The sequence below is a fragment of the Parajatrophihabitans canadensis genome, from assembly GCF_053764775.1.
Map to the genome: position 1 here is coordinate 2,953,081 of NZ_CM132445.1, position 25,214 is coordinate 2,978,294.

Sequence of the window (25,214 nt, forward strand, 5' to 3'; positions counted from 1 at the left end):
CACAGCGAATTTGTCGTCACATATTCGGTCAGGTGGAAAGGAGGTGACTCAGCGTTTCCACTGCAACGGCAGGCTGTTCAGCGTCATCATGCCACCGGTGGCCTCCGTCGACGGAAGCGACTCGTTGAGCCAGTACTCCGGTATCCGCTTGTGCCACTCCTGGTAGGCGATCATGAGCTCGTGGCGAGCCAGGTGTGACCCCAGGCAGCGGTGCGGACCTGCACCAAAGGTGAGATGCGATATCTCTACTCGCTCGAAATCAGCAGTGAGCGAGTCAGGGTAGGCGCTTTCGTCGCGGCCGGCACTGGGGTAGCTGACTATGACAAACTCCCCCTTCTTGACCGGGCAACCCGCGATCTCGGTATCTCGCGATGCCTCACGAGGCACGTTCACAATCGGATAAAGCCGAAGCAACTCTTCTGTCGCGTTAGGTATCAACTCGGGACGTTCGACGAGCTGGCGGCGATCGTCGGGGTGGGTCGCGAGGTGCAAGAAGCCGTACCCGAGCTCCGCGGTGACGGTGTCGAGGCCAGCCATGAACATCAAGAGATAGAAACTCAGCAGGTCGCCATCTGTGACCGGCTCACCGTCGATCGTCCAGTCGAGGGCTTCAGTCACCAATCCTGCGGGCCGCTCCGCTCGTGGCATCGCCCGACGCTTCGCCACCACTTCGATAAAGTAATTGGTCACTTCAGCTTGGGCCGCGTACCTCGTCGCATCCGAGGACTCACCTTCGACGTAGTCCGGATGCAGAATGGCGGTCTCCCATTTGAGCAGGTCCTCGAGCTCGTCCACTGGCAATCCCATGAACTCCAGGAAGATGCCGGTCGGGTACCGCAATGCGAACTCGGCCGTAAAGTCGCACTCTCCCCGGTCGACAAAGCCGTCGATGAGCAAATTCGCGCGGGCGCGTATCTGGTCATCCCAGACATTCACCCGGCCCGGCGAGAAGTAAGAGCCGAGCAGCCTGCGCCACTTGGTGTGGATCGGACCATTCAGGGTCTCCGGTACCAATTCAAACTGTGATTCCTCGCCCGTCGTCAGTGACCTCGATGGCTGCGGGAAGGTCTCTGCATCCTGCGCAACCTGTAAGGCCTCTTCATGGCTCGAGACGAGAAAGAAGCCCATCCCATCCGGGACCTTCACGATCGGGTTCGTGTGGCGGACCCCGTCGAGCATCTGGTGGCCGCTGAGCGCCTCGCGCGGTGGCCCCTCCCACTGAATGTTCATAACTGGACACCGGCCTGCGGCGTCGTTCGCGGGTTGGACCGCTGGGGCGTCGGTCTGAGTCACGTTGAACTCCCTCGTAGCGTGCGCAGATAAACAGGATCGCTAATCTCGCGAGTGAGATGCTTCACGAGGACGGTATCAGTGATCTGGCTAACACTCAAGAGAAGGGGACCGCCCGAGAAATCGCGATTTCCCGTTTGTAATGACGTTGGAGAAGATGCCGGCTGTGAGTTCTCTACATACTCTGCATCGGCGCCTAGACTCCCAAACAACTTAAAGTCGGTTAATCGAGAAGGTGTAGCCATGAACAAATATGGACTTTCAATCGGCAGCCCTGACCTCAAATCTGTTGGTGCGATCACCTTCGGCCCAGCCGGAATCCTTTTCGTCGCCGACAACATGACGGCTGCGGTCTTCGCGATCGATGTCGATGACAAAGGAGCGGTTGGGCCGACGAAATCACTCGACGTAGAGCACCTCGATTCGCGGCTCGCCTCTTATCTGGGCACCGACACGAGCGATGTGACCGTGCGCGGTATGGCTGTTCATCCCACGTCCCAAGCCGTGTACCTGTCGGTGATGCGCGGTCGCGGGGTGACGGGCGTCCCAGTCCTATTGAGGGTCGACAGCGCCGGAGAACTGACCGAAGTCTCCACGGTCGACGTTCCTTTCGCCGAGTACGCAATAGGTGATGCACCAACCGAAGAAGACTCCCGTCAGGACGTTCAGCTCGATGGCAGCAGCGACGAGAGCCAAGAGGTTGAGTTCAACGGCGTTCGACTCAACATCGCGCGGACCGCGCTTCGGACTTCGACGATCACCGACATGGCCTGGATTGACGGCACGCTGATCGTTGCCGGCGCATCGAACGAGGAGTTCTCCTCTGCCTTGCGCCGAATTCCATTCCCCTTCAGCGGGGATGCGCAAACCAATGCCCTCGAGATCTTTCACGTGTCGCACGGCAAATACGAAACATCGTCACCAATCCGAACCTTCATTCCTTTTGACGGGAACACGAGCGTCCTCGCCAGCTATACCTGTACACCGATCGTGTATTTCTCCCTTACCGATTTACAGTCGGGCAATAAAGCGGCCGGCCGTACGGTCGCTGAGCTCGGGGCAATGAATCAGCCGCTCGACATGGTGTCTTACCAGCGAGACGGCGAAGAATTCCTGCTCGTCTCGAACACTCGGCATCCGCTGCTCAAGATCCCGGCCGGTTCCATCGAAGGTCAGGAAGCGCTGACCCAACCCACCGAGCCAGTCGGCGTACCGCGCGAGGAGCTTCCCCATCAGGGCGTGAGTTGGATGGCGAACTTGAATGGAAGCTACGTCGTGATGATGCAGCGCGACGAAGCCGGCGAGCTGCACCTTCGCTCGTACAGCACCGCTTCCCTCTGAGGCGAGATAGCGAGCGGGTAGGCGCCGAACACAGGTGATCCACCTGGAATGGCGGCACAAACACGGACGAATCTGCCTGCGGGCGAGCGGCCCTTCCATCTCGAAGCTGCTTGAGTTTTCCAGGTCTGCATTCGGCGCACGACTGGTCGTGCTGCCCGCCGAACAGCTGGCTCATCGCTCGCGTGGTCTACCTGGCACTGCCGGCGCCTTCACTGCAGACGGCGACGGCGTCCTGTTCACGCCGCGATTTCCCTTCGTGCCAGGCAAAGAGTACGCATTCATCCTCCAGACACCGACACCATCTGAAGGAGGCAGCGCGGATGCCTCACAAGACCAGGCGATAATCCGCAGCCCGCCTGATGCCAGCGAATCTCTTGCCCTGGTTGCCGAAATCTATCCCACGTCCCCCGAACTGCCACGCAATCACCTGCGGTTCTATGTGCAATTCACAGCACCCATGAGCGAAGGATTTGCCAGCGAGGCAGTGCACCTCCGCAGGTCAGAGACTGATGAACTAATCCCGGGAGCAGTCTTGCTCAGCTACCACGAATTGTGGGATCGCGAACGCCGACGGCTGACCGTGCTGCTCGACCCTGGCCGGATCAAGCGAGGACTCGTTCCCAACGCCGAAGTCGGCTATCCCATCGAGGCAGGCTCGAGCATCGCGTTGACCGTCGATGGGACGTTTCGCGACGCGTACGGGCAGCCGCTTGCCGCGGTAGCCAGGCGCGAGTATTCAGTGGGTCCCGATGAGCGGCGTCACGTCAACCCCGATGACTGGCGACTACAGCTGCCAGCGGCCGGTTCGACCCAGCCGTTGATCGTCGAATTCGACCGCCCTCTCGATCATGCGCTGCTCAGTCGATGCCTGACGGTCATCGAAACCAGCGGCGAACCGGTCGCTGGCGGCATCGCCGTGGCGGCGGGCGAAGGCCAGGCCAGCTTCACACCGATGCTGGCCTGGCGTGCCGGTTCGTACCTCCTCCGGGTCGAAAGCCGGCTAGAGGACCTCGCGGGCAACTCGGTGGCTCGAGTATTCGACCGCGATCTTTCCCAGGTTCAGGATGATCCGCGACCCAACGACGCGGTCGCCGTCCAGTTCTGGTGCCGCTAGCGCCGGCCCCCAGTACGGGTCAGACAGCGAATCGACTGAGCATCACGCGGGAAAGACGGAGCATCACGCGGGAAAGTTGTACAACCGCCGGGCATTGAGCTCGACAATCTTGCGCGCCTCATCATCTGGTACGTCGATGAGTGCCTCGGCCAGCATCTTGCGCGTATGTGGCCAATTCGAGTCCGAGTGCGGGTAATCGCTTTCAAACATGATGTTGTCGATGCCGATGAGGTGGCGGTTGTCGATGCCGGCTTGGTCGGAGATGAAACAACCGTAGATGTGCTCGCGGAACAGCTCTGAGGGCACCTTCTCGGCGTTTACGTCGCACCAGTACTTGTGCCTGCCCCAGGAATAGTCCGTGCGTTCCAACAGGTACGGCATCCAGCCGATACCGCCTTCGGACAACGCGACCTTGAGGCCCGGGAACTTGTAGAACATCGGCGACATCAGCATATCGACGGTTGCCATCATCGAGTTCAAACCGAACAGGGCGATCGTGATGAAGAAATCGCCATCCGGGGCGAGACCCTGCGGGCTACCACCCGATCCGAAATGGACCGACAGCGGCAGCTTCGCTTCTTCGCACACCGCCAGCAGCGGGTCCCAGTGGTCGGTGTGATAGCTCGGCAGCCCCAGATTGTGCGGTGCCTCGAGGAAGGTGATCGACTTCGCGCCTAGCGGCACGGTGCGTTCCACCTCCTTTACGCTGGCCTCGACGTCCCAATAAGGCAGCATCATCAGCGGGATTTGGCGGTCCGGTGCATAGGCACACCACTCGTCCAGGATGAAGTCGTTGTACACGCTGATGCACTTCGCAGCGAACGCGAGATCGCCTTGTTTGGCAAAGGTGCTTCCAGCGAAGCCTCCGAAGTTGGGAAAGCACAACTGGGCCCAGATGCCTTCGATGTCCATGTCCTTGATCCGGTCCGCGATGCCATAGCAGCCGGGCAGCATGTCGTCATAGCTGCGCGGGTCCAGTCCGAATTCCCGAGGGTGTTTGCCGGCGACCGCATTGAGCGCGAAGTTGCCGGCAACCTTTCCCTCGTAGATCCAAGAATCGTTGCCGTCGATTCGTTCGATGTGGGGTGCTCGGTCGGCGTATTTTGCCGGCATCCGATCGGTCCACACGGTGGGATGTTCGATCACATGATCATCGACCGAAACAATCTTGGCGTCGTCGGGCAACATCAAAAGCCTCCTGTACGAATGTGACTGATCATTGAATGGTTCCGGGCGGCGGGGGCCGCCAATATCCGGGCTGGCCCCGTTCCACAAACCGCTCTCCTCATTAGTACTGTGGGCAAGCATGACCGTCTCTGCAGGCCCGGCCAATTTTTCGCCCTTCGCGGCCATCGTCGAAAGCGTGCACATGCGCGAGACTTCGGCGGTACATGCGGGCACGTACGCCTACGAGGCCGATGACCTCATCACCGGCTGGCATACCCACGACCTCCATCAGATCGAGTACGCCTTTCAGGGCGTGGTAGAAGTGGAGACTCGCACCGCTCACTATTTCCTGCCGCCTCAGAAAGCGGTCTGGATACCCGCTGGGCTCGCGCATCAGACGACTTTGCGACGCGTGCGGACGATGTCGGTGTTCTTCGATCCACGGATGGTCCCGTCCGCTGATGATCGAGCTCGAGTGCTGGCAGTCTCGCCGGTCTTTCGGGAGATGATCGTGTACGCGGCTCGCTGGCCCATCACCCGCGCTCTGAGTGACCGGGTCGCCGACTCGTATTTCACCGCTCTGGCAAACCTCATCTTCGAATGGCTTGATTACGAAACACCTTTCTCGGTGCCTACGAGCACAGATCCGCTCATCGCCTCGATCATGAGTTACACCACGAGTCATCTCGACCACGTGCCGATCAGAGATCTGTGCCTCGCGGTCGGCGTGTCGGAACGGACACTACGACGCCGCTTTCAAGCCGACACTGGAATGACCTGGCGGCAATACCTGCTCCAGATGCGCTTGCTGAGTGCGATGGCGCTGTTGACCGAACAAGGCCGCAGCGTCGTAGATGTCGCAACAACTGTGGGCTTTGACAGCGCGAGCGCGTTCACCCGGGCGTTCACCCGGTACACCGGTGAGACACCGTCGACCTATCGCCATCGCGCGGTCGCCAGTGCAGGCCGAGAATCGTCAAGCGACGCATGATCGGCGTCCTGACCACCGAGCCACTTCAGTAGCGGGCGTTGCATAGGATTGCGCGGGTGAGCAGCCGCGCGGGAATCGTCGTCACTGGTACTGAGGTCCTGACCGGTCGAGTAAGTGATCGAAACGGTCCCTGGCTGGCCGAGCAGCTCCGCGTGCTCGGCGTCGACATCGGTCAGGTCATCGTCGTCGGTGACCGCAGGGAGGACTTGACTGCCTCGCTGCGTTTCTTGGCCAGCGCAAACGTGGATCTGATCATCACATCTGGCGGTCTGGGCCCGACCGCTGATGACCTGACCGCGGAGGTGGTCGCCGAGTTTCAGGGTCGAGCCCCACAGCTCGACACCGCACTCGAAGCTCAGATCGCCGAGATTGTGGCAAGGTTGAGCGCGAATCGAGGTTGGCGACTGCACCCGGACGCGACCGCAGCTGGTACCCGCAAGCAGGCGCTCGTTCCGGCGGGAGCAAAGGTGCTTGACCCGATCGGCACCGCGCCTGGCTTGGTGGTTCCGGCCGCCGAAGGTCGTAGCGGGCCGCCCGTTGTCGTGCTGCCGGGGCCGCCGAGGGAGCTGCAAGGTATGTGGCCGGCAGTGCTGGCCGACGCGGCGGTACAGCAAGCGCTCTCCGGCCGCCAGGAGCTGCGTCAACAGACGATGCGGCTATGGGGCACGCCGGAATCAGAGCTGGCTGCAACCCTACGTGAGAATGAGGCGTCGCTGTCCGGCCTGGAGATCACGACCTGTCTGCGCGACGGCGAACTCGAGATCGTGACTCGGTACGGCGCGGCTGCCCAGACGGGCTATGAAAATCTCGTCGCCATCATCGGCGCCGCATACCCGGACACTGTTTTTTCCTTGGACGGCAGGTCAATTGATGAGATCGTCGCTGATCGGCTGGTGGCCGGTGGTCTGACGGTCGCGACTGCGGAATCCTGCACCGCGGGCCTGCTTGCGGCGCGATTGACCGAACGTCCGGGCTCTTCGGCGTACGTCCTCGGTGGTCTAGTGGTCTATGCCAACAGTGCGAAAGAGCAACTCGCCGAGGTGCCCGCAGAACTGATCGAAAGCGTGGGCGCCGTCAGCGCTGAGGTCGCGGGCGCGCTGGCGATGGGCGCCCGAGAGCGGCTGGGGGCGACAATCGGTGTCGGGATCACGGGTATAGCCGGGCCCGGCGGAGGCAGCGCGGACAAGCCGGTAGGACTCGTGCATCTGTGTGTCGCCGGGCTCGGAGCCACCGTCGCACGTCGTATCAACGTGCCGGGATCACGGGCCGACGTCCGCGCGCGGTCCGTCGTGATCGCCATGCACATGCTGCGGGAACTGCTGGAGAACCATTCCTGACGGTTTCGTCGTTCGCTGCTTTCTATTCTGATCAGGATCGACTCCTCCGGCCCGTTACCGCTCAGGTAACGGGCCGGAGGAGTCTGTTCCTACCTCAACGACTTGGCACTGCGACTTAGCTCAACGCGAGAAACCGCAGCCCGTTCGGCGTGCCGAGTCCGGTCACGTTGTCATAGCCGGCGGTGGTGTGGATGGTCAGGCTGGTGGAGTCGAAGGTTCGCACCGACGTCGCCAGACCATCGGAGGCATCCGTGCCGTTGACGAAGTCAACACGCACCACGCCGCCTGAGACGTGGCGGACGTCATCGACAGCGCCGACGCGCGAGGTGACCTGATACATCAGCGGATTCAGGAATCCGTGCTTGAAGTGATCAAGCTGATTCGAAACCGCGATCAAGCCAGCGAAGAGCGGGCTGGCAAGACTGGTGCCACCGATACGGAACTGGTCGTAATAGACGCCGTCCGGGAAGGTCTGTGTCTGACCGATGAGCATCCCGGTGTTCGGATCGGCATCCATCGAGATATCTGGCACGACCCGGCCGGTCTTGCCCCCGACCTGGTTCTCACGAGCCAACGCGGTGGGGACAATCCCCTTTTGGTAGAACGGCTCCGCAAAGAGCTTGCTGGTTCCGCCGCCCGAGCCGTACAGGTACGAGGCCGGGCCCCACACGCCTTCGGTGAGAGTGCTGCGCTCGGTCTGCCAACCGGTTTCCACGACGCGCTTGCCGTTTGCTCCGATCCCGGTGCTGGTACCACCGACCGCGGTCACCCACGGGTCAGAGGCAGAGAAGTCGGCCTCGGGATGGCCGATGGCGGCGGCTTCATCGCCACTGTCTCCCGACGAGAACGTCAGGGTGATGCCTTCCAATGCAGCTTGCACCGCAATCTGGTTGAACGCAGCGATCTCGTCGGCGGGCAGGTCCTCACCTTCGTCGCCGTAGGAGTTGGTCACGATGTCGGCCAGGTGACCGGCGACGATGGCGTTTAGCGCGGCGTCAAGCGAGTTGTCCTGACAGTCGGCACCTCCGACATACAAGATGTGTGCGCCCGGCGCCATCGCGTGGACAGCCTCGACATCCAGGGTCTGTTCGCCGTACCAACCGGCAGCATCGCACTGGTCCGGCGCTTCCTGTCCAGGGGTCGGCGGGTACACCAGCTGAGAGAATTGCGAGGCACTCAGCGGGTTGCTCGGGTCATTCCGCTTGGCGTAGGTCGCGGCATCGGCGAAAAGCGTCGGCGAGGCGAACGCATCCACGATGGCGACGGTCTGGCCGCGACCGTTGATCCCGCTTCGATTGACAGTGTCGAGACCGTATGCCGACCGAAGCTGGCCCGGCTTGTAGCCGCACGGTGCGTACGGTAGGTGTTTGCCGTTATATGCGGGGTCGGTGGTATCGATCTGTTGACCGTAATAGGCGCCGCACGGTTTGGCGTTCCGGAAACCTGCCGGCGGTGCGACGACTGCCGGAGACGGGTTTGCATTCGAGTTCAGCGGGGTCGAGACGGACTGGTTGAGCCCAGAGACCGCGAGGATTGCTGAAGCAACGGACTGTGGAATCTTCAGATCCGCACTAGCCGCACGGAGCCGTTTCCCCTTAACCGCATAGGTGTTCAAATGCACGGCAAACGCGCTTTGGATCTGCGCGGCCGTCCCGGTCGCCTCGACATAGGCATTGTTCGCGGCCGTCGATCCGACGACGAAGCCCGAGGAGGCAAGCCAGTGCTGTACCGAACGCACCGTGGCATCGCTGGCTGCATACTGCGCGCGTACCTGGGCGGCGGTGAGGTACCGGCCATAAGAGGCACTAGCGGGGTTGGACACCGATGCGGCTTGGGCTTCAGCCGCCGCCTCATCGCGAGTCCGGAGATAAACATCGAACGTGATCCGGCTGCTCCCAGCGGTCGCAGCCACCTCGGTGCCGGGAGTTGCCCAGCTCGGGTGAGAGTTTGGAATCACGGTCGGAGTGGCCGCAGCAGCTAGGTCAGGGATCGCCACGGCGACTCCCAAGACGAGGCTGGCGGAGCTGAGTAGGACGAGTGTTCTGCGCACGAGCATCCCCAATTTGGTGTTGGGTTACAGCGCCCGCTCCGGACGCTGGTCACACACCCGCCCAGGACAATATCGACCGATCAGGCCGATATGCCCTGAATTCCGCGGACGGGTTATTTATCGACCTCGCAGGGCCCGTTGTCAACAGCTTGAGGCCGCGAGTTTGTATCGTCGCCATGTCGATTTTGTGTCGCGGCCATGTCGGCACGCGGCATCATGATCCGCAACGCCGACCGCATTCGCGGGTTTGCGGTGGATCTGGTGGAATAGCGGAATGCTTGATCACATCGCGTTGCAATGTACCGACCTGGAGGCCAGCGCGACGTTCTACAGCGCGGTGCTTCAGCCCTTGGGCACCAAGCTGTTGGTCGACTTCGACACCACCCTCGGCTACGGCGTAGGCCGCCCGACGTTCTGGATCGGTGAACACCGAACCGGTGAAGGCTTCCGCGAGACGCACATTGCCTTCACGGCCGCGACTCGGGCCGCCGTGCGCGCATTCTTCGATGCTGCAGTGTCTGATGGCGCTGAAGTCCTGTATGAGCCGCGAGTCTGGCCGGAATATCACCCGGATTACTACGCCGCCTTCGTACGTGATCCAGACGGTAACAACGTTGAAGCAGTTTGCCATCTGCCCGAATAGCCGAGAACCCACGCACGGTTGGGTAACATCAAGACAGACAGCGCCGAGCAGAGTGCGCCACATTCAGGCCCCCAGGAGCTGAATATGGCCAAAGATCTGACCACCAAGGATCGAAAAAAGCTCAGCAAGAGTTCGTTCGCTCTGCCAGGTAAGCGCAAGTACCCGATCCCCGACAAGTCCCACGCCCGAAACGCCCTTGCCAGGGTGGCCCAGAACGGCACACCCGCAGAGCAGAAGAAGGTTCGAGCTGCCGTCGCAAAGCGGTTTCCCAGCCTCGGTAAGAAAAAGAAATCAAAGTAGCGACCGCCGCAGCGCGGCTGTGCAATCGCTAGGCTGGGTCGAAGGAGGCTGCGCGTCGGACCGCCGCGATGGACCGCTGAACATCGTCCTCGTCTGTTGACCAATTGCTAACCGACACGCGCAGAACGTCGCGTCCGCGCCAGCGAGACCCGGACATCCACGCAGTGCCATCGGCGATCAGTCGTTCGGTGACCAACCGCGTGCGCTCGTCATTGCCGAAGGCGACACAGACCTGGGTGTAGTCCACGGTGTTGAGCACTTGTGCGTCCTCAATCTCGGAAAGTCCGACCGCGATGCTGTGTGCATGTCGGGCGAGGCCGTCGACCAGATCGACGACGCCGCTGCGGCCGAGCGAACGAAGTGCCGCCCACACCGGAACGCCGCGAGCGCGCCGCGACAGCTCCGGCACTTTCTCGTGTGGATCGCCCGGACCGGATTCGTCGGCGATCAGGTAGCTCGTGTGAACGCCGAGCGCACTGCGCATGGCGACAGGATCGGCAACAATAGCAATCCCGCAGTCATAGGGAACGTTGAGCGTCTTGTGCGCATCGGTGGCCCAGGAGTCTGCCCGATCGACCCCGTCGACGTGATGGCGCAACGCCGGAGACGCTGCAGCCCAAAGACCAAACGCCCCATCGACGTGCACCCACGCACCATGCTGGTGCGCAAGGTCAATCGCCTCGGCGAGCGGGTCGAACGCCCCAGAATGGAGATTTCCGGCCTGCAGGCAGACGATCAGCGGACGACCAGAGGTAGCGCCGCGATCGATATCGGCCAACGCGGCAGCTAGCGCATCGATCCGGAGCCGCCCCTGCTCGTCGGCTGCCACTACGGTAGGAGCACCCAGCCCTAAATATCGCAACGCAAGATCGATCGTCTCGTGGCGCTCAGCACCGACCAAAACCCGCACAGCTGGTCCCCCGGCGAGACCGTCGTGCGTTACGTCCCAACCAGCCCGTAACAACACAGCCGAGCGTGCAGCGGCAAGCGATGCAAAATTGGCCATGGTAGCGCCGGTGACGAATCCCAGGTCGGCACCTCGGGGCAGGCCCAGGATCTCGAGCAGCCAGCCGGCGGCCAATTCTTCGAGAGCCGCAGTCGCCGGGCTGGCGTACCGCAGGCCGGTGTTCTGATCCCAGGCGCTCACCAGCCAGTCGGCGGCCAGGGCAGCGGGTAGGGTGCCGCCGATTACCCAACCGAAGAATCGACCCGAAGGCATCGCCATCAGACCTGGTTCTGCTACGGCGGCGAGCAGATCAACAACCTCTTCCGGCGCCGTGGGTTTTTCGGGTAGCGGCCCACCGAATTCGACAAGGATCTGATCTGCTGACTTGCGCGGCGGCACCGATCGATCACCAACCGAATCCAGCCATGACTGGGCGTGCTCAGCGGCTCTGCCCAGCGACGGACTGTACGAATCTCCATGAACGGTCATGACCGGCTCCGCTTCGGAAATCAGACGATGTCCACACCGTAATAGCGTTCAGCGGGTGGTCAACCCGATTGACAGCCGATTTGTCGAGCAATTCATTGCACCGCTATGACTTGACGGCGCCGAATGGCACTTGGCGGCACCGAATGGCACTCGGCGGCACCGAATGGCACTCGGCGGCACCGAATGGCATAGGTGTGCGACCTTCGCGAGATTCTCAGTCTTCGCAGGTAGCGTGCAGATGTGCCCTCGAACAGTGAAGGACCCGGAAACCCGGGTGACGCGGGCCTACCGCCGGAACTCGATCCGCGGCGAGGCCGCGCTCGCGAACCCGTCCACCCCGCTCAGTTGCCCCCTGAACTGGACCCCCGCGGGCGACGTCGCGCAAGGCGCGCCGAGCCCGGCCGAGTACCGCCAGCTGTTCGGCGATCGCAGAATCCGGCCGCCGGCAAGCAAGCCAAAGCGGGTAACGGCAAGAAAGATATCTTTCGCGGCGCCACACTGGGTATACAGATCGTAGCGGCCATCCTCTCGCTGGTCATTCTGGTTGGAAGCGGCTGGGCCTGGGCGCAGTACCGAAGTTTCAGCGGCAATATCAAGCGCATATCGATCGCCCACGATGGCAGCAACGCCGCGAGCAAGAACATCGACGGCAGCGATCAAAACATTCTCATCGTAGGCAACGATGACCGTAGTACCGCGACGCCGGCGGAGCTTGCCCAGTTGGGTACTACCGAGGACGGCGGAAGCCTCAATACCGACACCATGATGCTCATGCACGTTCCCGCGGATGGGAGCAAGGCGACGGTCATTTCGTTCCCACGAGATTCCTACGTCGACATTCCCGGGCACGGAAAGGCCAAACTCAATTCCGCCTACACCGACGGGTTGCAGGACAGCAACGGCGACAAGGCCGCTGGCGCCTCGTTGCTCATCAGCACGATCGAGAACCTGACCCAACTCAAGATCGATCACTTCGTGCAGGTCGACCTCATCGGGTTCTATCGGATCTCCAACGCCATCGGTGGCGTGACCGTATGCCTGAACAACGCGATGGGGCCGGCCAAGAGCTTTGGTCAGGTGGGCGATGGTTTCGATTCTGGTTTCGAGCCGAACGGTCAATTCGTCTACAGCTACTCCGGAATCAACCTCAAGAAGGGCGACAACGTCATCAAGGGGACGCAAGCGTTGGCTTTCGTCCGTCAGCGTCACGGCTTGCCCAACAGTGACCTCGACCGCATCAAGCGCCAGCAGTACTTTCTGTCCGCCGTCTTCCGCAAGGTTGCCTCGGCTGGCACGCTGCTGAATCCCTTGAAGCTGCAGAACCTGCTGAAGGCGATTAGCTCTTCACTAACTATGGATTCCAGCCTGAACCCGCTGAAGCTCGCCCAGCAGATGCAGAACCTCCAGGCCGGCAACGTCACGTTCACTACTATCCCCACCAGCGGATTCGCCAACGAGGACGTCGGCAGCGTCGTCGTAGTGAACACCGAAGCCATGCCAGACTTCATCGACACGTTGATCGGCAACAGCGCGGCCACGGCCCTGAAGAACGCAAAGCCGGCCAGTCCGGCATCTGTGACGGTCACCGTCGTCAACGACGCCAACGCCAACGGCTTGGAGAACACGAACGCTGCGGCGCTCCGCCAGGCGGGTTTCAAGACTGTGATTCCACCTGCATCGTCTGATGTCCTGGCCAAGACGACGATTCGCTATGCGACCGGCCAGGAAGCGGCAGCCAAGGCCGTTCAAGCGCAGGTGCCCGGCGCCGTACTCGAGCGTTCGGCTGATGTCACTGGCGTGACTCTGTTGCTTGGAAACAATGGAATACAGGTCAAATCGTTGATGCCTGCAACCCCGACAACGCCAGCGGCTCCCGCGAAGACAACCGCGATCGCAGCCGCGCCGGTATCTACGGCACCGGGAAACACGACGGTCACCACCGCGGCAGACGCGGGCTGCATCAACTAGCTGCAGGCGATCCCAGGCTGCCCGCAAGCTGGCTGCCTAATCTGCGCATACGTGCGTATGATGTGCGCATAGCTGCGCATAGGATCGAGGTGGCCTCATGGGTCGCGCGAATGTCTACCTGCCCGATGAACTGGAAAAGCGAGTCAAGGACGCTCAGATTCCGATCTCCGAGGTCTGCCAGCGCGCGCTGCTGGCGGCTGTCGAGGCGGCCGAGGCTGGTCCAGGGCCCTTTGACGACGTGATCGAGCCACAGTTTCAACGGGGCTGGAAGGCAGGTGCATCCTGGACCCAGACGGCTCCGAACGAACTCTTGCTGACGTTGCTGCGCGACCAGCGCCTCGGAGAAATCCCCGCGGAGACGCTGCCGCAAGACCTGTACGCCCTCACCAGAGAACAGGCGTTGGCGTGGGAAGCCGGATTCATGTCGGCCGCTCGCGCCACAGTCCGAATGCCCGCGGCCAGTACCGCCTCGCCAGAGTTCGACGCAGCGAATCCGACAGACGCCACCCCGAACTCGGTCGCCGGCGATCCGCCAGGCGCGAACACGGCGCAAGAGGGATCGCGATCAAATGCCTCGGCAGAACTCGGTGACGATTCAGACTGCCAGATAGGCGTGACGCTTGACGGCGATCCCGTCTCCTTTGATCCTCATACCGCCGTCCGTGACGGCAAGAGTCCGCTGTTCGCGATTCTCGGCGAGGCCGATCTACGCACCCGCTTGGTGTTGAGCGTCGCCCAGGACGCAGCGTCGCGCGGGACCGGCGTGCTGCTAGTCGATCTGTCCGGGCAACTCATATCGCGAGCTGCTGGGCTGGGCAGAAACGTCAGGGTCATCCGGCGCGCCGAAGGCTCGTTGCCACGACTCGATCAGCTCATGGAGGGATCGGTCGGGCTTGGTGGTCTGTGGGAAACGTTTAGCAGCCTGTCGCGTGGTAGCGGCCTAGGTGGCCTACTTGGCGGCTCGAGCGAGAAGCTCATCGAACCTGGCTACGTGACGGTCTTAGGCCTCGCTGGTGATGGCCAGCTCGCGGCGGCGCTATCGGCAGCGCAGACCTTGGCGCAGCTCGCCTCCCCCGCCGACTTCCCACGAATGCTGCACGTCGATCTGCCGGCCGAGATGGCCCTTCCTGCTGGCCTGGCTTCGGGGCTTGGCCGGATCGTCCGGACGGCTCAAGAACACAATGCCGCTATCGGACTTTCTGCAGAGAGTGCGGACGTCCTCACGCGGATCGGCGGTATCGGCGCGCTACTGTCCACGGCGTTCGCCTTCGCGACTAGCAATCCGATCGAGGCCGACCGGTTGCGGGATTTGCTCGGCACGGGTGCACCAATCCTACTGAACCCACCCGGCACAGCGATCCGGGCCGATGACGAGACCTGGGCTGTCATGCGCGATCTCGCCGGACGGCTCGGGCAAGTTCGGATGATCGGCTGGTGAGCTAGGCCTCGGGGCCCGCTCTGAAGATCACCCCGGACGCCATCAGCAGCTACCTGCCACCACCTTGCCAGCCCGGCGATCTCTGGCTCAGCGTAACTTCGGCACCTAGCCATCTCGGCGGATTCCGGAGGCACCGTGAGTGAAGTGTGGATCGATCTCGGCGTAGTACTTGTGTTGCTGATCTTCGGTGGCCTCTTCACGGCCACCGAGCTCGCCCTGGTCTCGCTGCGCGATGGGCAACTGAAAGCAATCGCCGAGCGTGGTCGGCGAGGTGCTCGGGTACAGAAGCTCGCCGCCGAACCCACTCGCTACCTCGCTGCGGTACAGATCGGTTCGATCGTGGCCGGCTTCTTCTCGGCCGCGTTCGGTACTGCGACGCTGGCCGATCCGCTCGCCAGGCTCTTGGAGCGTTGGGGGGTCGCGAAATATCCGGCAGACGGATTGGCAGTGGTCATCATCACTCTGACGATCACCTACGTTGCGTTGGTCGTAAGCGAGCTGACACCCCGCCGATATGCCATGCAGCGCGCCGAACCGGTCGCCCTCCTGCTCGGACCCATGCTCGACCGTCTTGCGACGGCGTTCCGTCCGCTGATCTGGTTTCTCTCGAAGTCGACGAACGTTGTCCTCAGACTGTTACGCGCTAACCCGGCGGCTTCGGCGGACCAGATCACAAGCGAGGAACTGCGCGCCCTCGTCGCGTCCCACGAAGGACTTTCCGAGGAGGAACGCAGAATCGTGCGCGACGTGTTCGGAGCCGGTGACCGTCAGCTCAGTGAGGCCATGCTGCCTAGGACGGAAGTTGATTTTCTCGAGGCGACCCTCAGCGTGGCCGAAGCCGCGCGCCTTGCCTGGGAACACGCCCACACCCGCTATCCGGTGATCAATGCATCCCCTGACGACGTCATCGGATTCGTTCATGTCCGCGACCTGCGCGATCCTGCATACGTCGGAAAGGAAATCTCGGTGGGTGAAATCGTGCGAACGATACCTGCCTTTCCCGAATCAAAGCCCATTCTGGCGACGCTCACTGAACTTCAACGGACCGCTGACCAACTCGCACTGGTAATCGACGAATACGGCGGCGTGGCCGGCATCGTGACGGTGGAGGATCTGGTCGAGGAACTTGTCGGCGACATTCGCGACGAATACGATGCGGCCGCCGCTCGTCCTACCCCTTCCGATCGCGGTCTCGGCGAGGTTGACGGCCTGCTCAGCCTCAGTGAATTCAGGGATCGAACCGGGATCTCATTGCCCTCGGGTCCATACGAAACCGTCGGCGGCATGATCTTCCAGGTGCTCGGCCGACTACCGATCGCAGGTGACGCCATCGATGTCGCCGGGTGCCGGCTGACAGTGGTTGCGATGAAAGGCTGGCGGATCCAGAGTGTGCTCGTGACGAGCATCGAGCCAGGTTGACCCGATTCCATCGTCGCGACGAGAGCGCAGAGGCCGACGCACGCCGAAGGCGCCCCCCAACAAAAGGTGAACCAACAGACACAACCAGGGCGGCCCTGGCCCTCAGATAACTGTGCATTTGGCCGACTTGAGATGGTGTGACCCTCTCTGCCAGAAGCGACCGGACCGCTAACCCGGTTCGCCGGCTCTTCGCCGTGTATGCCCTGGTGAGCCTCATACCTGTGTTGGTGCTTGGTGCGACGCTGCTCGTTCTGTTTCATGTCCGCTCAGACACGCTGGGCGCCATCGAAGGTCGGTCACGGGCTCAGCAGATGGCCCGCATCGGCATCGCGCCACTGCTCGACGGTCACGATCTAAGGCAGGGGCTGGCGCCGGACGAGACCGCCGCCCTGGAACGAACCGCAAACCTGGCCGTACAGAACAAGCAGATCCTGGGCCTTCAACTAAGGGACCTCGACGGACGCCTTATCTACTCCAACGGGGTCTACTCCAACGGGGCCTTCTCGAACGGGGCCTTCTCGAACGGGGTCTCCTCCACCGGCGCGCCGTTGCTCGCGCAAGACCGGCGGACGGTCAAGGCCGCTTCGGGCTCGACTCTGTCGAAGCTCGACTGGCTAGGTGTCGGCTCGCATGAGGCGAACGCCGATACATCTCGTGGCCCGCGAGTACTGGAGGTCTACCAGCCGCTGCAGGCCGCACAATCGAACACTCGCATCGGCGTCGTGGAAATGGCATTGCCGTATGCCCCGATCGCAACAGATCTCGCACACAACAGGATCGCCGTCGTCTATGCAATCAGCGCCGGGCTCACGCTCATGTGGCTTTGTCTGATCGGCGTATCTATCTCGGTCACCAGAAGGCTCAGACGCCAGATGGCGGCCAATCAGTTTCTGGCCACGCATGACGCACTCACCAGCATGCCGAACCGGGCCGAATTCATCGACCGCGCGGCCCGAGCGGTAGCCAACGCGACCAGCGAACGTCCCGCGGCGATCGCGATCATCGACCTCGACCGGTTCAAGGAGGTCAACGACACGTTGGGGCACGGGGTCGGCGACCGCCTACTGGTCATGCTGGCGGACCGGCTCAAACTCTACGTCCGGGAGGGCGACATCATTGCCCGCCTCGGCGGCGACGAGTTCGGGGTGGTCCTGTCGGGTGTCCGCAACGCTGGCGAAGCCGTCGAGGTACTTGCGCGGCTGCGCGGCATCGTCAATGAACCGCTGGAGATAAACGGCCTCCCCCTCGCTGTAGAAGCCAGCATCGGCTTTGCCCTTGCACCGGACGACGGCGACGAGTTCGGAGCACTCATCCAGCGGGCCGATCTCGCGATGTACGTGGCGAAACGGCAACGCGTCGGTATCGCACACTTCCGTCCGGAGCACGATCAGTACGAATCCTCCGCGTTGACCCTGGCTGCCGAGCTCGGCGCCGCGATAGCGCATGACGAGCTTGTACTGCACTACCAACCCAAAGTCGATCTGCGAGGCAAGCAGGTAACTGCAGTCGAGACCCTGGTTCGATGGCAGCACCCGACCCGGGGATTGCTGTACCCGGATGCGTTCCTGCCAGCTGCAGAGCAAACCGAACTGATCGAGCAGCTCACTCATTGGGTATTGCGTACCGCGACGTCGGCCCTGCAGGCGATCGACCCAGGCGGCAACCTTGCCGTGGCGGTGAACATCTCCGCCCACAGCCTCGCGCGATCCGGATTTGCCCAGGATGTGCTTGACATCCTCGCCGAAACGCGCACCGACCCGTCTCGGATCATTCTCGAAATCACCGAGACGGCCTTGATGGTCGATCCACCGCTGGCTGCTCGGCTTCTGGCGGAACTTCACGCGGCGGGCATCCGCATCTCGATTGACGATTTCGGCGCTGGTCAAACCAGCCTCGGCTATCTCGCGACGCTACCGATCAGCGAACTCAAGATTGACAAGACGTTCGTCCTGTCAATGCTCACCGACGACCGCAACTTCGCCATCGTTCGTTCTGTCATTGAGCTCGGTCATGCTCTTGGCTTCACAGTCACCGCCGAAGGCGTCGAGACGATCGATGCCCTCGACAACCTTGCGGCCCTGCGTTGTGACACCGTGCAGGGCTACCTTCTCGCTCGACCCTCAGCCGCGATTGACTTGGCCGAGGGGCTAGCCGCAGCAGTGCGCATGGTCACCGCCCACCACTTGCCACAGGCGTTCGTCGATCCCAAGACGGCCGCGCGCTTGACTGCCATACTCAGCTGACCGACGGTCGATCAGCCCATGATGTCGGCAAGTGCGGTGACCTTGCTCGGGTGCAGCCGGACCAGCAATTCGCCCTCGACTGCGTTTCGCGCGCCGAATTGCTCAGCGGCATCTTCGGCTACGTAGCGCCGAGCAATCCGAATGGACATCGGCAACATCTCGACAGGGTCAGCCGACAGCGACACTGAACCCTCGACCAGGACGAACGCATACGGCGGCTCTTCGAGGTCGACAACGAGCGCGACCCGAGGATCACGCAGCAGAGCCTTACCTTTTGCTGTGCCAGCGCCGGTCATGAAGACCAGATCCTCGCCGTCGAGAACAAACCAGACCGGTGCAACGTGGGGGCTTCCGTCTGCACGCAGGGTGGCGAGCTTAGCGGTACGCGTTCCGTGTGACAGGAATGCGCGAACCTGCTCGTCAGTCATCTTGTACGCCATACGAGCACTATGCCTTGCGCAAACCTTGACGACGACGTTGGCACAGTGTTGGAGTGGATGTGAAGCGCCTGGACAAAGACTGAACGCGACGGCCACGCAACCGCGGGCGCACCCATGGCAGAGGACTCCATGACGATTACATCGATAGGTGAAGAGAACGAATTTGCCGGGTTGGGATCGCAGGTTACCGGCCCGGTGAGCTGGCCCGGTTCAGACGCTTACGCTGCCGAACTCAACGGATTCGACCTGTCGGTGACGCATCATCCGGCGCTGACGGTCGGCGCTACCAACGCGGCTGACGTGCAAGCAGCCGTGCGCTTCGCGAGGTCTCGCGGCATGGGCGTCGCGGTACAGGCGACCGGTCATGGCGCCACAGCCGCGGCCGATGGCGCGTTACTGATCAACACCAGTCGCGCAAACGAGGTACACATTGACGCTTCGAAACGCAGGGCATCGCTGCAGGCCGGCGTGACTTGGGGCCAGGTTGTCGAGGCCGCGGCTGGGTACGGGCTGGTTCCGCTCTGCGGCGCGGCACCGGCCGTCGGCGCAGTGTCGTACACGCTGGGCGGTGGGCTCGGACCCCTAGGACGACGTTACGGCTATGCCGCCGATCACGTCAGTCGAATCGAGTTGATAACGGCGGACGGCGAGCTCCGACGGGTGTCGGCGGACGAACATCCGGACTTGTTCTGGGGCCTGCGCGGTGGCGGCGGAAACTTCGGCGTTGTCACCGGGCTTGAGATCGAGCTGATGCCGGTCAGCGAGCTCTACGCAGGCGGACTCTATTTCGCTGGACAGCGGGCGAGCGACGTGCTGGCGGCGCTGCACGAGTGCACTACCGCCGCCCCAGACAGCCTCAGCCTTTCGGTCGCGTTCCTGAGGTTTCCGGATCTGCGGGTGTTGCCTGCCGCCCTTCGAGGCCAGTTCTGCGCACACGTTCGAGTCACCGATACCGCGTCACCCGCTGAATGCGAGCGAATCATTCGTCCGCTCCGTCTCATCGGCAGTCCGCTACTCGATACATTGCGCACGATGCCGCCGACAGAGATCGGCTCCATCCATGGCGACCCGACAAAGCCGATGCCGACACACGCTCGAAGCCTCGTACTGCGGACCTTTGACGAACGGACTCTGGCCGCCGTGCTGGGACACGTCGACCCGAGCGCGCCGTTCATGATCGAACTCAGGCACCTGGGCGGTACGCTCGGCCACCAACCGGAGTTGTCGAACGCCGTCGGGCACCGTGGCGGCACGCTGAATGTGTTCACCTCCGCCTATCCCCTACCGAGTGGATTCGATACGGCCGACGCCGCCCAGCGGGCTCTTCTCAGCGATCTCGGCGAGTGGAGTGACGGCGGGGCCACGTTCAATTTTCTTTCAGGCCCCCATGTGACTTCCGCAGATGTGCAGGCGGCATTCGATGAAAATGATTTCGCCCGGCTCAGGACGCTCAAGCGCCGATGGGACGCCGAGAACACGTTTCGGTTCAACGCGAACATTCCGCCGGCCTAGCCGAAACGAAACCCGCGCGGCGTCCCGCCAATACGATAAACGCACGCGACAATACGAGATGAACATCTGACGATACGGCCTCGACGATATGTTCGGGGCCGTATCGTTTTGCATCTGATCCAACGACAGAAAGCAGTAAGGGCGTGGATTTCATACCGGACGGGGGTATGGATTCAGATGATTGGACGATCGTTCTTGTGTTCGGCGTGTGGCCACTCGTGGCCACGATTTCGTGGAATCTCAAACGATTTGTGTTCTACAGGCAACGCCAACGGGCACAATTGCAAGAGCTTGAACAGACCGTCGTTCGGCAAAGTCGGTGACCTGAAACCGGAAGGTTGTCAGGCGCCCAGCATCATGCTGCCACCGCTGACGGCCAACAGTTGGCCGGTGATGAAGCGTGATCCGGTGCTTGCGAGAAAGACCATCATGGGTCCGAGGTCCCGGACGGGATCGCCCAGCCCCTGCCCCGCCGAGCTGGCGATCGGCATCGCCTCACTGAGCCGGTCGTTCATCGCGGCAGCACCTTCGGGCCCGATGAAGGCACGGAAGCGATCTGCCCCTGGTGTCTCCACGGCAGGCGCAAGGGCGTTTACGGTGACGCCAGAAGGCCCCCAGGCCCGCGCCGCCGATCTCGTCCAACTGTGGACCGCACCTTTGCTCAGCGAATAGCTCGCGGCATACGGCACGCCGGTGACACCCTCGCTCGATCCGAGGTTGATGATGCTCCCACCCTTTTCGCGCATCGCGCGAAAAGCCGCCTGATTGGCGAATACCGTGCCCTTGATATTCGTGGCCAACATAAAGTCCAGGTCCGCTTCGGTCAGCTCGCCGGCAGAGCCGGGGGCCCAAGTCCCCGCCGCGTGCAAGAGCACGTCGAGGCCGCCCATCGATGATGCCGCCTCGGTGACGGTACGATCAGCTTCCTCTTGTCGCCGAAAGTCGCACTGAAGCCATTGCGCCGTATCGGCAAGGCGCGCTGGTGGTGCACTCTGGCGATAGGTCGCCGTGACGGTTGCACCCTCGGCGGCAAACACTTCGACCGCCGCAGCGCCAATTCCGGTTGCCGCGCCCGTTACCAGAATCCGCCGTCCACTCAGTTGTCCCGACATACGGGTTCCTTTCGCCGATGAGTTCGCAGTGCGCGCTGACGTGAGGTGCTTGGTATTTCGAGAATCCGCGGGCCGCAACATAACCCGCTTGCGAGGCGAAGACGCGACCCCCGCGCGAATGCGAGATTGTGGCAGGGCAGCAACATATCACCGTCGGACCAGTTGGCAGCGTATCTCTGCTACAAGCGATGTCCTTCGTCGCGCAACAGCCTGTCGTAGGCACGCTTGACACGTCGCTCATGCAGCATGGTCTTTGCCGATATCGATAGGAGGATGGTCAAAACCAATACCGCAACTATCAAGACAGCAACACCGAGAACGATCCGCAGCGAACTGACCGAGCCGTCTCGATGAGCGTGCAGAGTCGCGACCAGATCGATGATCGCGACGACGGCAATGACAGCAGCCCAGCTGCGCGCCCTGCGGCTCATAAAGACATCAACGGCTCTCCAGCTTTGATCACAACCCTCCACCCTAGGACCCCGACGTGGGCAGACGGTGGTGAGAAGTTAGGAGTGAGCTAGGTGCCGGTAGCCATCCGGACCTCGCATTCGCGCTGTGCGCGCCGGACCTGCCCAACATCGAGCTCGTTGCCGCCGAGATCGGTCAATCGCTCGATGTCGCTGAGCAGCAGATACGCGCCGGCCAGATCCCCCCGTTGGGCGCGGACGTGGCTGAGAAGCCAGTGACAATAAGACGATGGTGCCTGCGCCTCGATAAGTTGGTTGACCAGTTTCTCGGCGTCATCCAGTCGATCGGCCGCCAGCGCGATCCGAACCAAGAAATCGGTGGCCCAACACCACGAGTCGCCCTCGGGAGCAAGGGCGCGAGCCCGTTGCAGGGCAGCGCTTGCGAGCTCGGGATGGCCACAGCCGAAATAACTGCGCCCCGCGGCCAACTCAGCAACTGACAGATCGTAGTTCGGAGCACCGGCGGCGCGTAGGTCGTCTACCTCGAGCCTCGCCAGGCGGGCGTTTCGGGCCGCCTTCGAAGCGGTGCGGACCTGCTCGTCGTAACCGTAGTGAACAAGATTGAGCGTCTCAGCCTCAACACGTGCCATCGACACGTCGCCACCGATCCGCTTTGTGAGTCGCTCGTGGACTCGGCCCGTCCAGCGAACCCGGTCCCGACGAAACACTTTGAGCTCTCGATGCGTCGCCAATCCCCGCCGGTCCGGACCACTCGCGTTGGATATCTGTATCGAAAGGGCGTCGACCTCGCGAGCCGCGAGGGCAAGCATGAGAGGGAACGAGTGTGCGGTTCCTTGCACAGTTTCATCTGCGTCGACGCTCAACACCCAGTCCGTCCTGCAGGCCGCGAGGGCAGTATTGCGAGCAGCCGCAAAGTCATCCGACCACGCGGCGGTTATCACACGTGCGCCTGCCTGCCTGGCAATGTCGGGCGTGTCGTCGGAGGAACCTGTGTCACAGACGACGATCTCGTCCACGAACGCGGCTACCGAACTCAAGCAGTGTGGCAACGAATCGTGTTCGTCACGAACGATAAGACAGGCCGTAATACCGGGTGAGTCCCGGCTCGCTGAGGCGCCCATATTGTTTCGATCGGCAACCTCGGCAACAAACCAAGTTCTTGGCGCGCGACGTTTCACAGGTCTTCGCGGTAATGTCTAGCTGCGGTCTAGGCGAACGGTGAAACCAACCGGGTCGCCCGCACTGCCCCTGAGAGGTCATACGCTCATGATTCTCGTTGTTTTGCTCATCATTCTGGCGATAGTGACCGGCGTGGCCGGCGCGGTCATTCACGGTCTCTTCTGGCTCTTCATCCTGACGGTCGTTTTCCTTGTTGCGGCGGCCCTGCTCGGACGCAGCACTGCACGAAGGTAGGACGCCAGGCGCCCGGGTCATCCTTCTCCATCTCCACAAGGCAACATCGCCACACGAAACGTGGTCGATGGCGAATGAAGCGCACGCAACTAGTAATTCGCGTCATTCGCCGTCGACGACGTTGGCACGGCTGTGATGTCCACTAGTTGGTCGGGCTGTGATGTCTACCAGTTGGTCGGGCTGTGATGTCTACTAGTTGGCATGGTGCAGCCCGGTCCGGACCCAGACAGCTACCCGCCGATTGATCCGAGCGAGCCGATTCCCGACGATCCTGGCGAACTGTCGCCGGATACGCCCGAGACCCTGCCACCGGCGCCCGTCGAACCACTGCCTGGACCGGACGATCCCGACAGCGTCCCTGCATAGGTTGCTGGCTTCCGCAGCAACGGCGCGCAACTTTCGTCCCATTCCTGGTTCGGGCGGCTGGCTGCGTTAGTTACCAAAATGCAACGGGAAACTCGCGGCCAAGAGGTAGCCTCTCAGTCACCAGTAAGCGGCAGGCAAGCTCGCTCCGAACCACCTGGAGTGCTCCATGACGACTGTTTCTGAACGGCCTGATCACAAATCGCCCGCAGCCGAATATGCCAATGACCTCAGTCCTGAGGCGCGGAACTACTACGCCGATCTCGTGGAGCAGCTGTTCCGCGAGTACGAGCCAGTGCTGTCCCTGTGTGGAATCGTCGAACTCGTGAATCAATGCCGCCGCGACCTCGCCGGCAGTCCGGCTACGGCGATGCCCGAGCTTCTCGAGCGGTTGGCTCGCTGTCGTCTGTCCGTTCTTGCCGAGCAGCAGAGACCTTAACTCGGGTAGCAATCTTGACGCGGAATTTGCATCGGTATCACTATCTTGACCATTGCTCGTCCCCCCGGCGAGAGTCGCAAGCTGCCCGCTCCTTCCCCGGGAGCGGGCAGTGCAACTGACTCCGTGCGCAGTTGCGGCGCAGCGGCTCAGAAGTGGCTGCTGTCCTGCGCGGTGCCCTCGAGTCGGGCGTGCAGTCCTTTGAAGAGCTCGCCACTTGGTAAGAACTCCCCGCGCCGCAGATGATCAGCCAGCTCGGCCAGGGTTTCTATCTGACCCTCTAGGACGTCGCTCTGGTACTCGGGGTTGAATCGCCTGTCTCGAACCACCTGGCGTTCGCTGCTCAGCCAGATCGCAATTGCTAGATGATTGCGGTACAGGTCGCCGTGTCGCTCGAGAAGAACTCGCGCATCCACCGGATCCCGTTCGCCGCGCCGCGATGACGCGAAGTTCAACAGAGTTTCGTCCTTCAGCACACACTAACTTTGCACCAGGCCGAACGGATTCGCATCTCGAAGATAGACGTCAGAGCCGGGCAAACACGTCCAAGGTGCGCTACGGTGACGCAACTGGGTAAAAAGCACCCTGAGCAGTTAGCTGAGGGAGCACACCATGATCGCTTTGGGCGTCATCTTACTAATCATCGGGTTCGTTGCGGGCATTGGCATTCTGTGGAGCCTCGGGATCTTGCTGATCCTCATCGGGGCGGTTCTCTGGATCCTCGGCACCATGGGTCGCGAAGTGGCCGGCCGCAAATACTGGTACTAATTC

The 25,214-nt window shown here is 62.1% G+C and carries 24 protein-coding genes; 15 read left to right on the forward strand and 9 right to left on the reverse strand.

Annotation, left to right across the window (positions count from 1 at the left end):
- Positions 1–48: 48 nt before the first annotated feature.
- Positions 49–1,293, reverse strand: coding sequence for a cytochrome P450 (locus ACSMXN_RS14305; protein WP_027139150.1), 1,245 nt, complete (start codon positions 1,291–1,293; stop codon positions 49–51).
- 240 nt (positions 1,294–1,533) lie between these two features.
- Here ACSMXN_RS14305 and ACSMXN_RS14310 point away from each other — a divergent pair, with 240 nt between their 5' ends.
- Together ACSMXN_RS14310 and ACSMXN_RS14315 are read left to right on the forward strand one after the other, a co-directional pair.
- A complete protein-coding gene (locus tag ACSMXN_RS14310; RefSeq protein WP_022912146.1) occupies positions 1,534–2,631 on the forward strand; it encodes a hypothetical protein in 1,098 nt (365 codons plus the stop codon).
- Positions 2,632–2,665: 34 nt separating this feature from the next.
- Positions 2,666–3,745 (forward strand): hypothetical protein, encoded by a 1,080-nt coding sequence (locus tag ACSMXN_RS14315; protein ID WP_022912147.1) that lies wholly within the window; start codon positions 2,666–2,668, stop codon positions 3,743–3,745.
- 63 nt (positions 3,746–3,808) lie between these two features.
- Here the strand turns inward: ACSMXN_RS14315 and ACSMXN_RS14320 are convergent, their stop codons facing one another.
- Entirely contained in the window at positions 3,809–4,933 is a 1,125-nt protein-coding gene (locus tag ACSMXN_RS14320) for an amidohydrolase family protein (protein WP_022912148.1), read from the reverse strand.
- Between the two features lie 118 nt (positions 4,934–5,051).
- Here ACSMXN_RS14320 and ACSMXN_RS14325 point away from each other — a divergent pair, with 118 nt between their 5' ends.
- Positions 5,052–5,903 (forward strand): AraC family transcriptional regulator, encoded by an 852-nt coding sequence (locus ACSMXN_RS14325; protein ID WP_035942560.1) that lies wholly within the window; start codon positions 5,052–5,054, stop codon positions 5,901–5,903.
- Positions 5,904–5,959: 56 nt separating this feature from the next.
- The gene (locus tag ACSMXN_RS14330; RefSeq protein WP_022912150.1) at positions 5,960–7,240 is read left to right on the forward strand and encodes a competence/damage-inducible protein A; all 1,281 of its coding nucleotides are present in this window, start codon (positions 5,960–5,962) and stop codon (positions 7,238–7,240) included.
- Positions 7,241–7,355: 115 nt separating this feature from the next.
- Here ACSMXN_RS14330 and ACSMXN_RS14335 read toward each other — a convergent pair whose 3' ends face one another.
- Positions 7,356–9,236: a S53 family peptidase gene (locus ACSMXN_RS14335; protein ID WP_196811156.1), complete on the reverse strand. Its 1,881-nt coding sequence runs from the start codon at positions 9,234–9,236 to the stop codon at positions 7,356–7,358.
- 328 nt (positions 9,237–9,564) lie between these two features.
- On the opposite strand from ACSMXN_RS14335, the gene ACSMXN_RS14340 reads away from it, so the two are divergent.
- Both ACSMXN_RS14340 and ACSMXN_RS14345 read left to right on the forward strand, forming a co-directional pair.
- Positions 9,565–9,933 (forward strand): VOC family protein, encoded by a 369-nt coding sequence (locus ACSMXN_RS14340; RefSeq protein ID WP_022912152.1) that lies wholly within the window; start codon positions 9,565–9,567, stop codon positions 9,931–9,933.
- 84 nt (positions 9,934–10,017) lie between these two features.
- Positions 10,018–10,233: a DUF6582 domain-containing protein gene (locus tag ACSMXN_RS14345; protein ID WP_022912153.1), complete on the forward strand. Its 216-nt coding sequence runs from the start codon at positions 10,018–10,020 to the stop codon at positions 10,231–10,233.
- A gap of 28 nt (positions 10,234–10,261) precedes the next feature.
- Here the strand turns inward: ACSMXN_RS14345 and ACSMXN_RS14350 are convergent, their stop codons facing one another.
- On the reverse strand, positions 10,262–11,668 hold the full coding sequence (locus tag ACSMXN_RS14350; protein ID WP_022912154.1) for a pyridoxal-dependent decarboxylase: 1,407 nt from the start codon (positions 11,666–11,668) through the stop codon (positions 10,262–10,264).
- 240 nt (positions 11,669–11,908) lie between these two features.
- On the opposite strand from ACSMXN_RS14350, the gene ACSMXN_RS14355 reads away from it, so the two are divergent.
- The 4 genes from ACSMXN_RS14355 to ACSMXN_RS14370 all read left to right on the forward strand — a co-directional run bounded on the left by ACSMXN_RS14355 (position 11,909) and on the right by ACSMXN_RS14370 (position 18,736).
- The gene (locus ACSMXN_RS14355; RefSeq protein WP_022912155.1) at positions 11,909–13,636 is read left to right on the forward strand and encodes an LCP family protein; all 1,728 of its coding nucleotides are present in this window, start codon (positions 11,909–11,911) and stop codon (positions 13,634–13,636) included.
- A gap of 97 nt (positions 13,637–13,733) precedes the next feature.
- Positions 13,734–15,074: a hypothetical protein gene (locus ACSMXN_RS14360; protein WP_022912156.1), complete on the forward strand. Its 1,341-nt coding sequence runs from the start codon at positions 13,734–13,736 to the stop codon at positions 15,072–15,074.
- Between the two features lie 135 nt (positions 15,075–15,209).
- Entirely contained in the window at positions 15,210–16,493 is a 1,284-nt protein-coding gene (locus ACSMXN_RS14365) for a hemolysin family protein (protein WP_022912157.1), read from the forward strand.
- Positions 16,494–16,630: 137 nt separating this feature from the next.
- The gene (locus ACSMXN_RS14370; RefSeq protein ID WP_022912158.1) at positions 16,631–18,736 is read left to right on the forward strand and encodes a bifunctional diguanylate cyclase/phosphodiesterase; all 2,106 of its coding nucleotides are present in this window, start codon (positions 16,631–16,633) and stop codon (positions 18,734–18,736) included.
- Between the two features lie 11 nt (positions 18,737–18,747).
- On the opposite strand, the gene ACSMXN_RS14375 is transcribed toward ACSMXN_RS14370, so the two are convergent.
- A complete protein-coding gene (locus tag ACSMXN_RS14375; protein WP_022912159.1) occupies positions 18,748–19,176 on the reverse strand; it encodes a PPOX class F420-dependent oxidoreductase in 429 nt (142 codons plus the stop codon).
- A 114-nt stretch (positions 19,177–19,290) separates the two neighbouring features.
- Here ACSMXN_RS14375 and ACSMXN_RS14380 point away from each other — a divergent pair, with 114 nt between their 5' ends.
- Entirely contained in the window at positions 19,291–20,688 is a 1,398-nt protein-coding gene (locus ACSMXN_RS14380; protein ID WP_022912160.1) for an FAD-dependent oxidoreductase, read from the forward strand.
- A 341-nt stretch (positions 20,689–21,029) separates the two neighbouring features.
- Here the strand turns inward: ACSMXN_RS14380 and ACSMXN_RS14385 are convergent, their stop codons facing one another.
- From ACSMXN_RS14385 to ACSMXN_RS14395, 3 genes are all read right to left on the reverse strand, one after another.
- Entirely contained in the window at positions 21,030–21,800 is a 771-nt protein-coding gene (locus ACSMXN_RS14385; protein ID WP_022912162.1) for an SDR family oxidoreductase, read from the reverse strand.
- A gap of 179 nt (positions 21,801–21,979) precedes the next feature.
- Positions 21,980–22,231 (reverse strand): hypothetical protein, encoded by a 252-nt coding sequence (locus tag ACSMXN_RS14390; RefSeq protein ID WP_022912163.1) that lies wholly within the window; start codon positions 22,229–22,231, stop codon positions 21,980–21,982.
- A gap of 89 nt (positions 22,232–22,320) precedes the next feature.
- Positions 22,321–23,352: a glycosyltransferase gene (locus tag ACSMXN_RS14395; protein WP_022912164.1), complete on the reverse strand. Its 1,032-nt coding sequence runs from the start codon at positions 23,350–23,352 to the stop codon at positions 22,321–22,323.
- 145 nt (positions 23,353–23,497) lie between these two features.
- On the opposite strand from ACSMXN_RS14395, the gene ACSMXN_RS14400 reads away from it, so the two are divergent.
- The 3 genes from ACSMXN_RS14400 (at position 23,498) to ACSMXN_RS14410 (ending at position 24,446) form a co-directional block, all read left to right on the forward strand.
- Complete coding sequence (locus tag ACSMXN_RS14400; RefSeq protein ID WP_022912165.1) at positions 23,498–23,644, forward strand: hypothetical protein; 147 nt, start codon at positions 23,498–23,500, stop codon at positions 23,642–23,644.
- 201 nt (positions 23,645–23,845) lie between these two features.
- The gene (locus ACSMXN_RS14405) at positions 23,846–24,010 is read left to right on the forward strand and encodes a hypothetical protein (RefSeq protein WP_022912166.1); all 165 of its coding nucleotides are present in this window, start codon (positions 23,846–23,848) and stop codon (positions 24,008–24,010) included.
- A 166-nt stretch (positions 24,011–24,176) separates the two neighbouring features.
- Positions 24,177–24,446 carry a hypothetical protein gene (locus ACSMXN_RS14410; protein ID WP_022912167.1) on the forward strand — a complete coding sequence of 90 codons (270 nt, stop codon included), beginning with the start codon at positions 24,177–24,179 and terminating at the stop codon, positions 24,444–24,446.
- A 146-nt stretch (positions 24,447–24,592) separates the two neighbouring features.
- On the opposite strand, the gene ACSMXN_RS14415 is transcribed toward ACSMXN_RS14410, so the two are convergent.
- Positions 24,593–24,919, reverse strand: a complete 327-nt coding sequence (locus ACSMXN_RS14415; protein ID WP_022912168.1) for a hypothetical protein — start codon at positions 24,917–24,919, stop codon at positions 24,593–24,595.
- A 136-nt stretch (positions 24,920–25,055) separates the two neighbouring features.
- Here ACSMXN_RS14415 and ACSMXN_RS14420 point away from each other — a divergent pair, with 136 nt between their 5' ends.
- Entirely contained in the window at positions 25,056–25,211 is a 156-nt protein-coding gene (locus ACSMXN_RS14420; protein ID WP_022912169.1) for a hypothetical protein, read from the forward strand.
- Positions 25,212–25,214 lie beyond the last annotated feature (3 nt).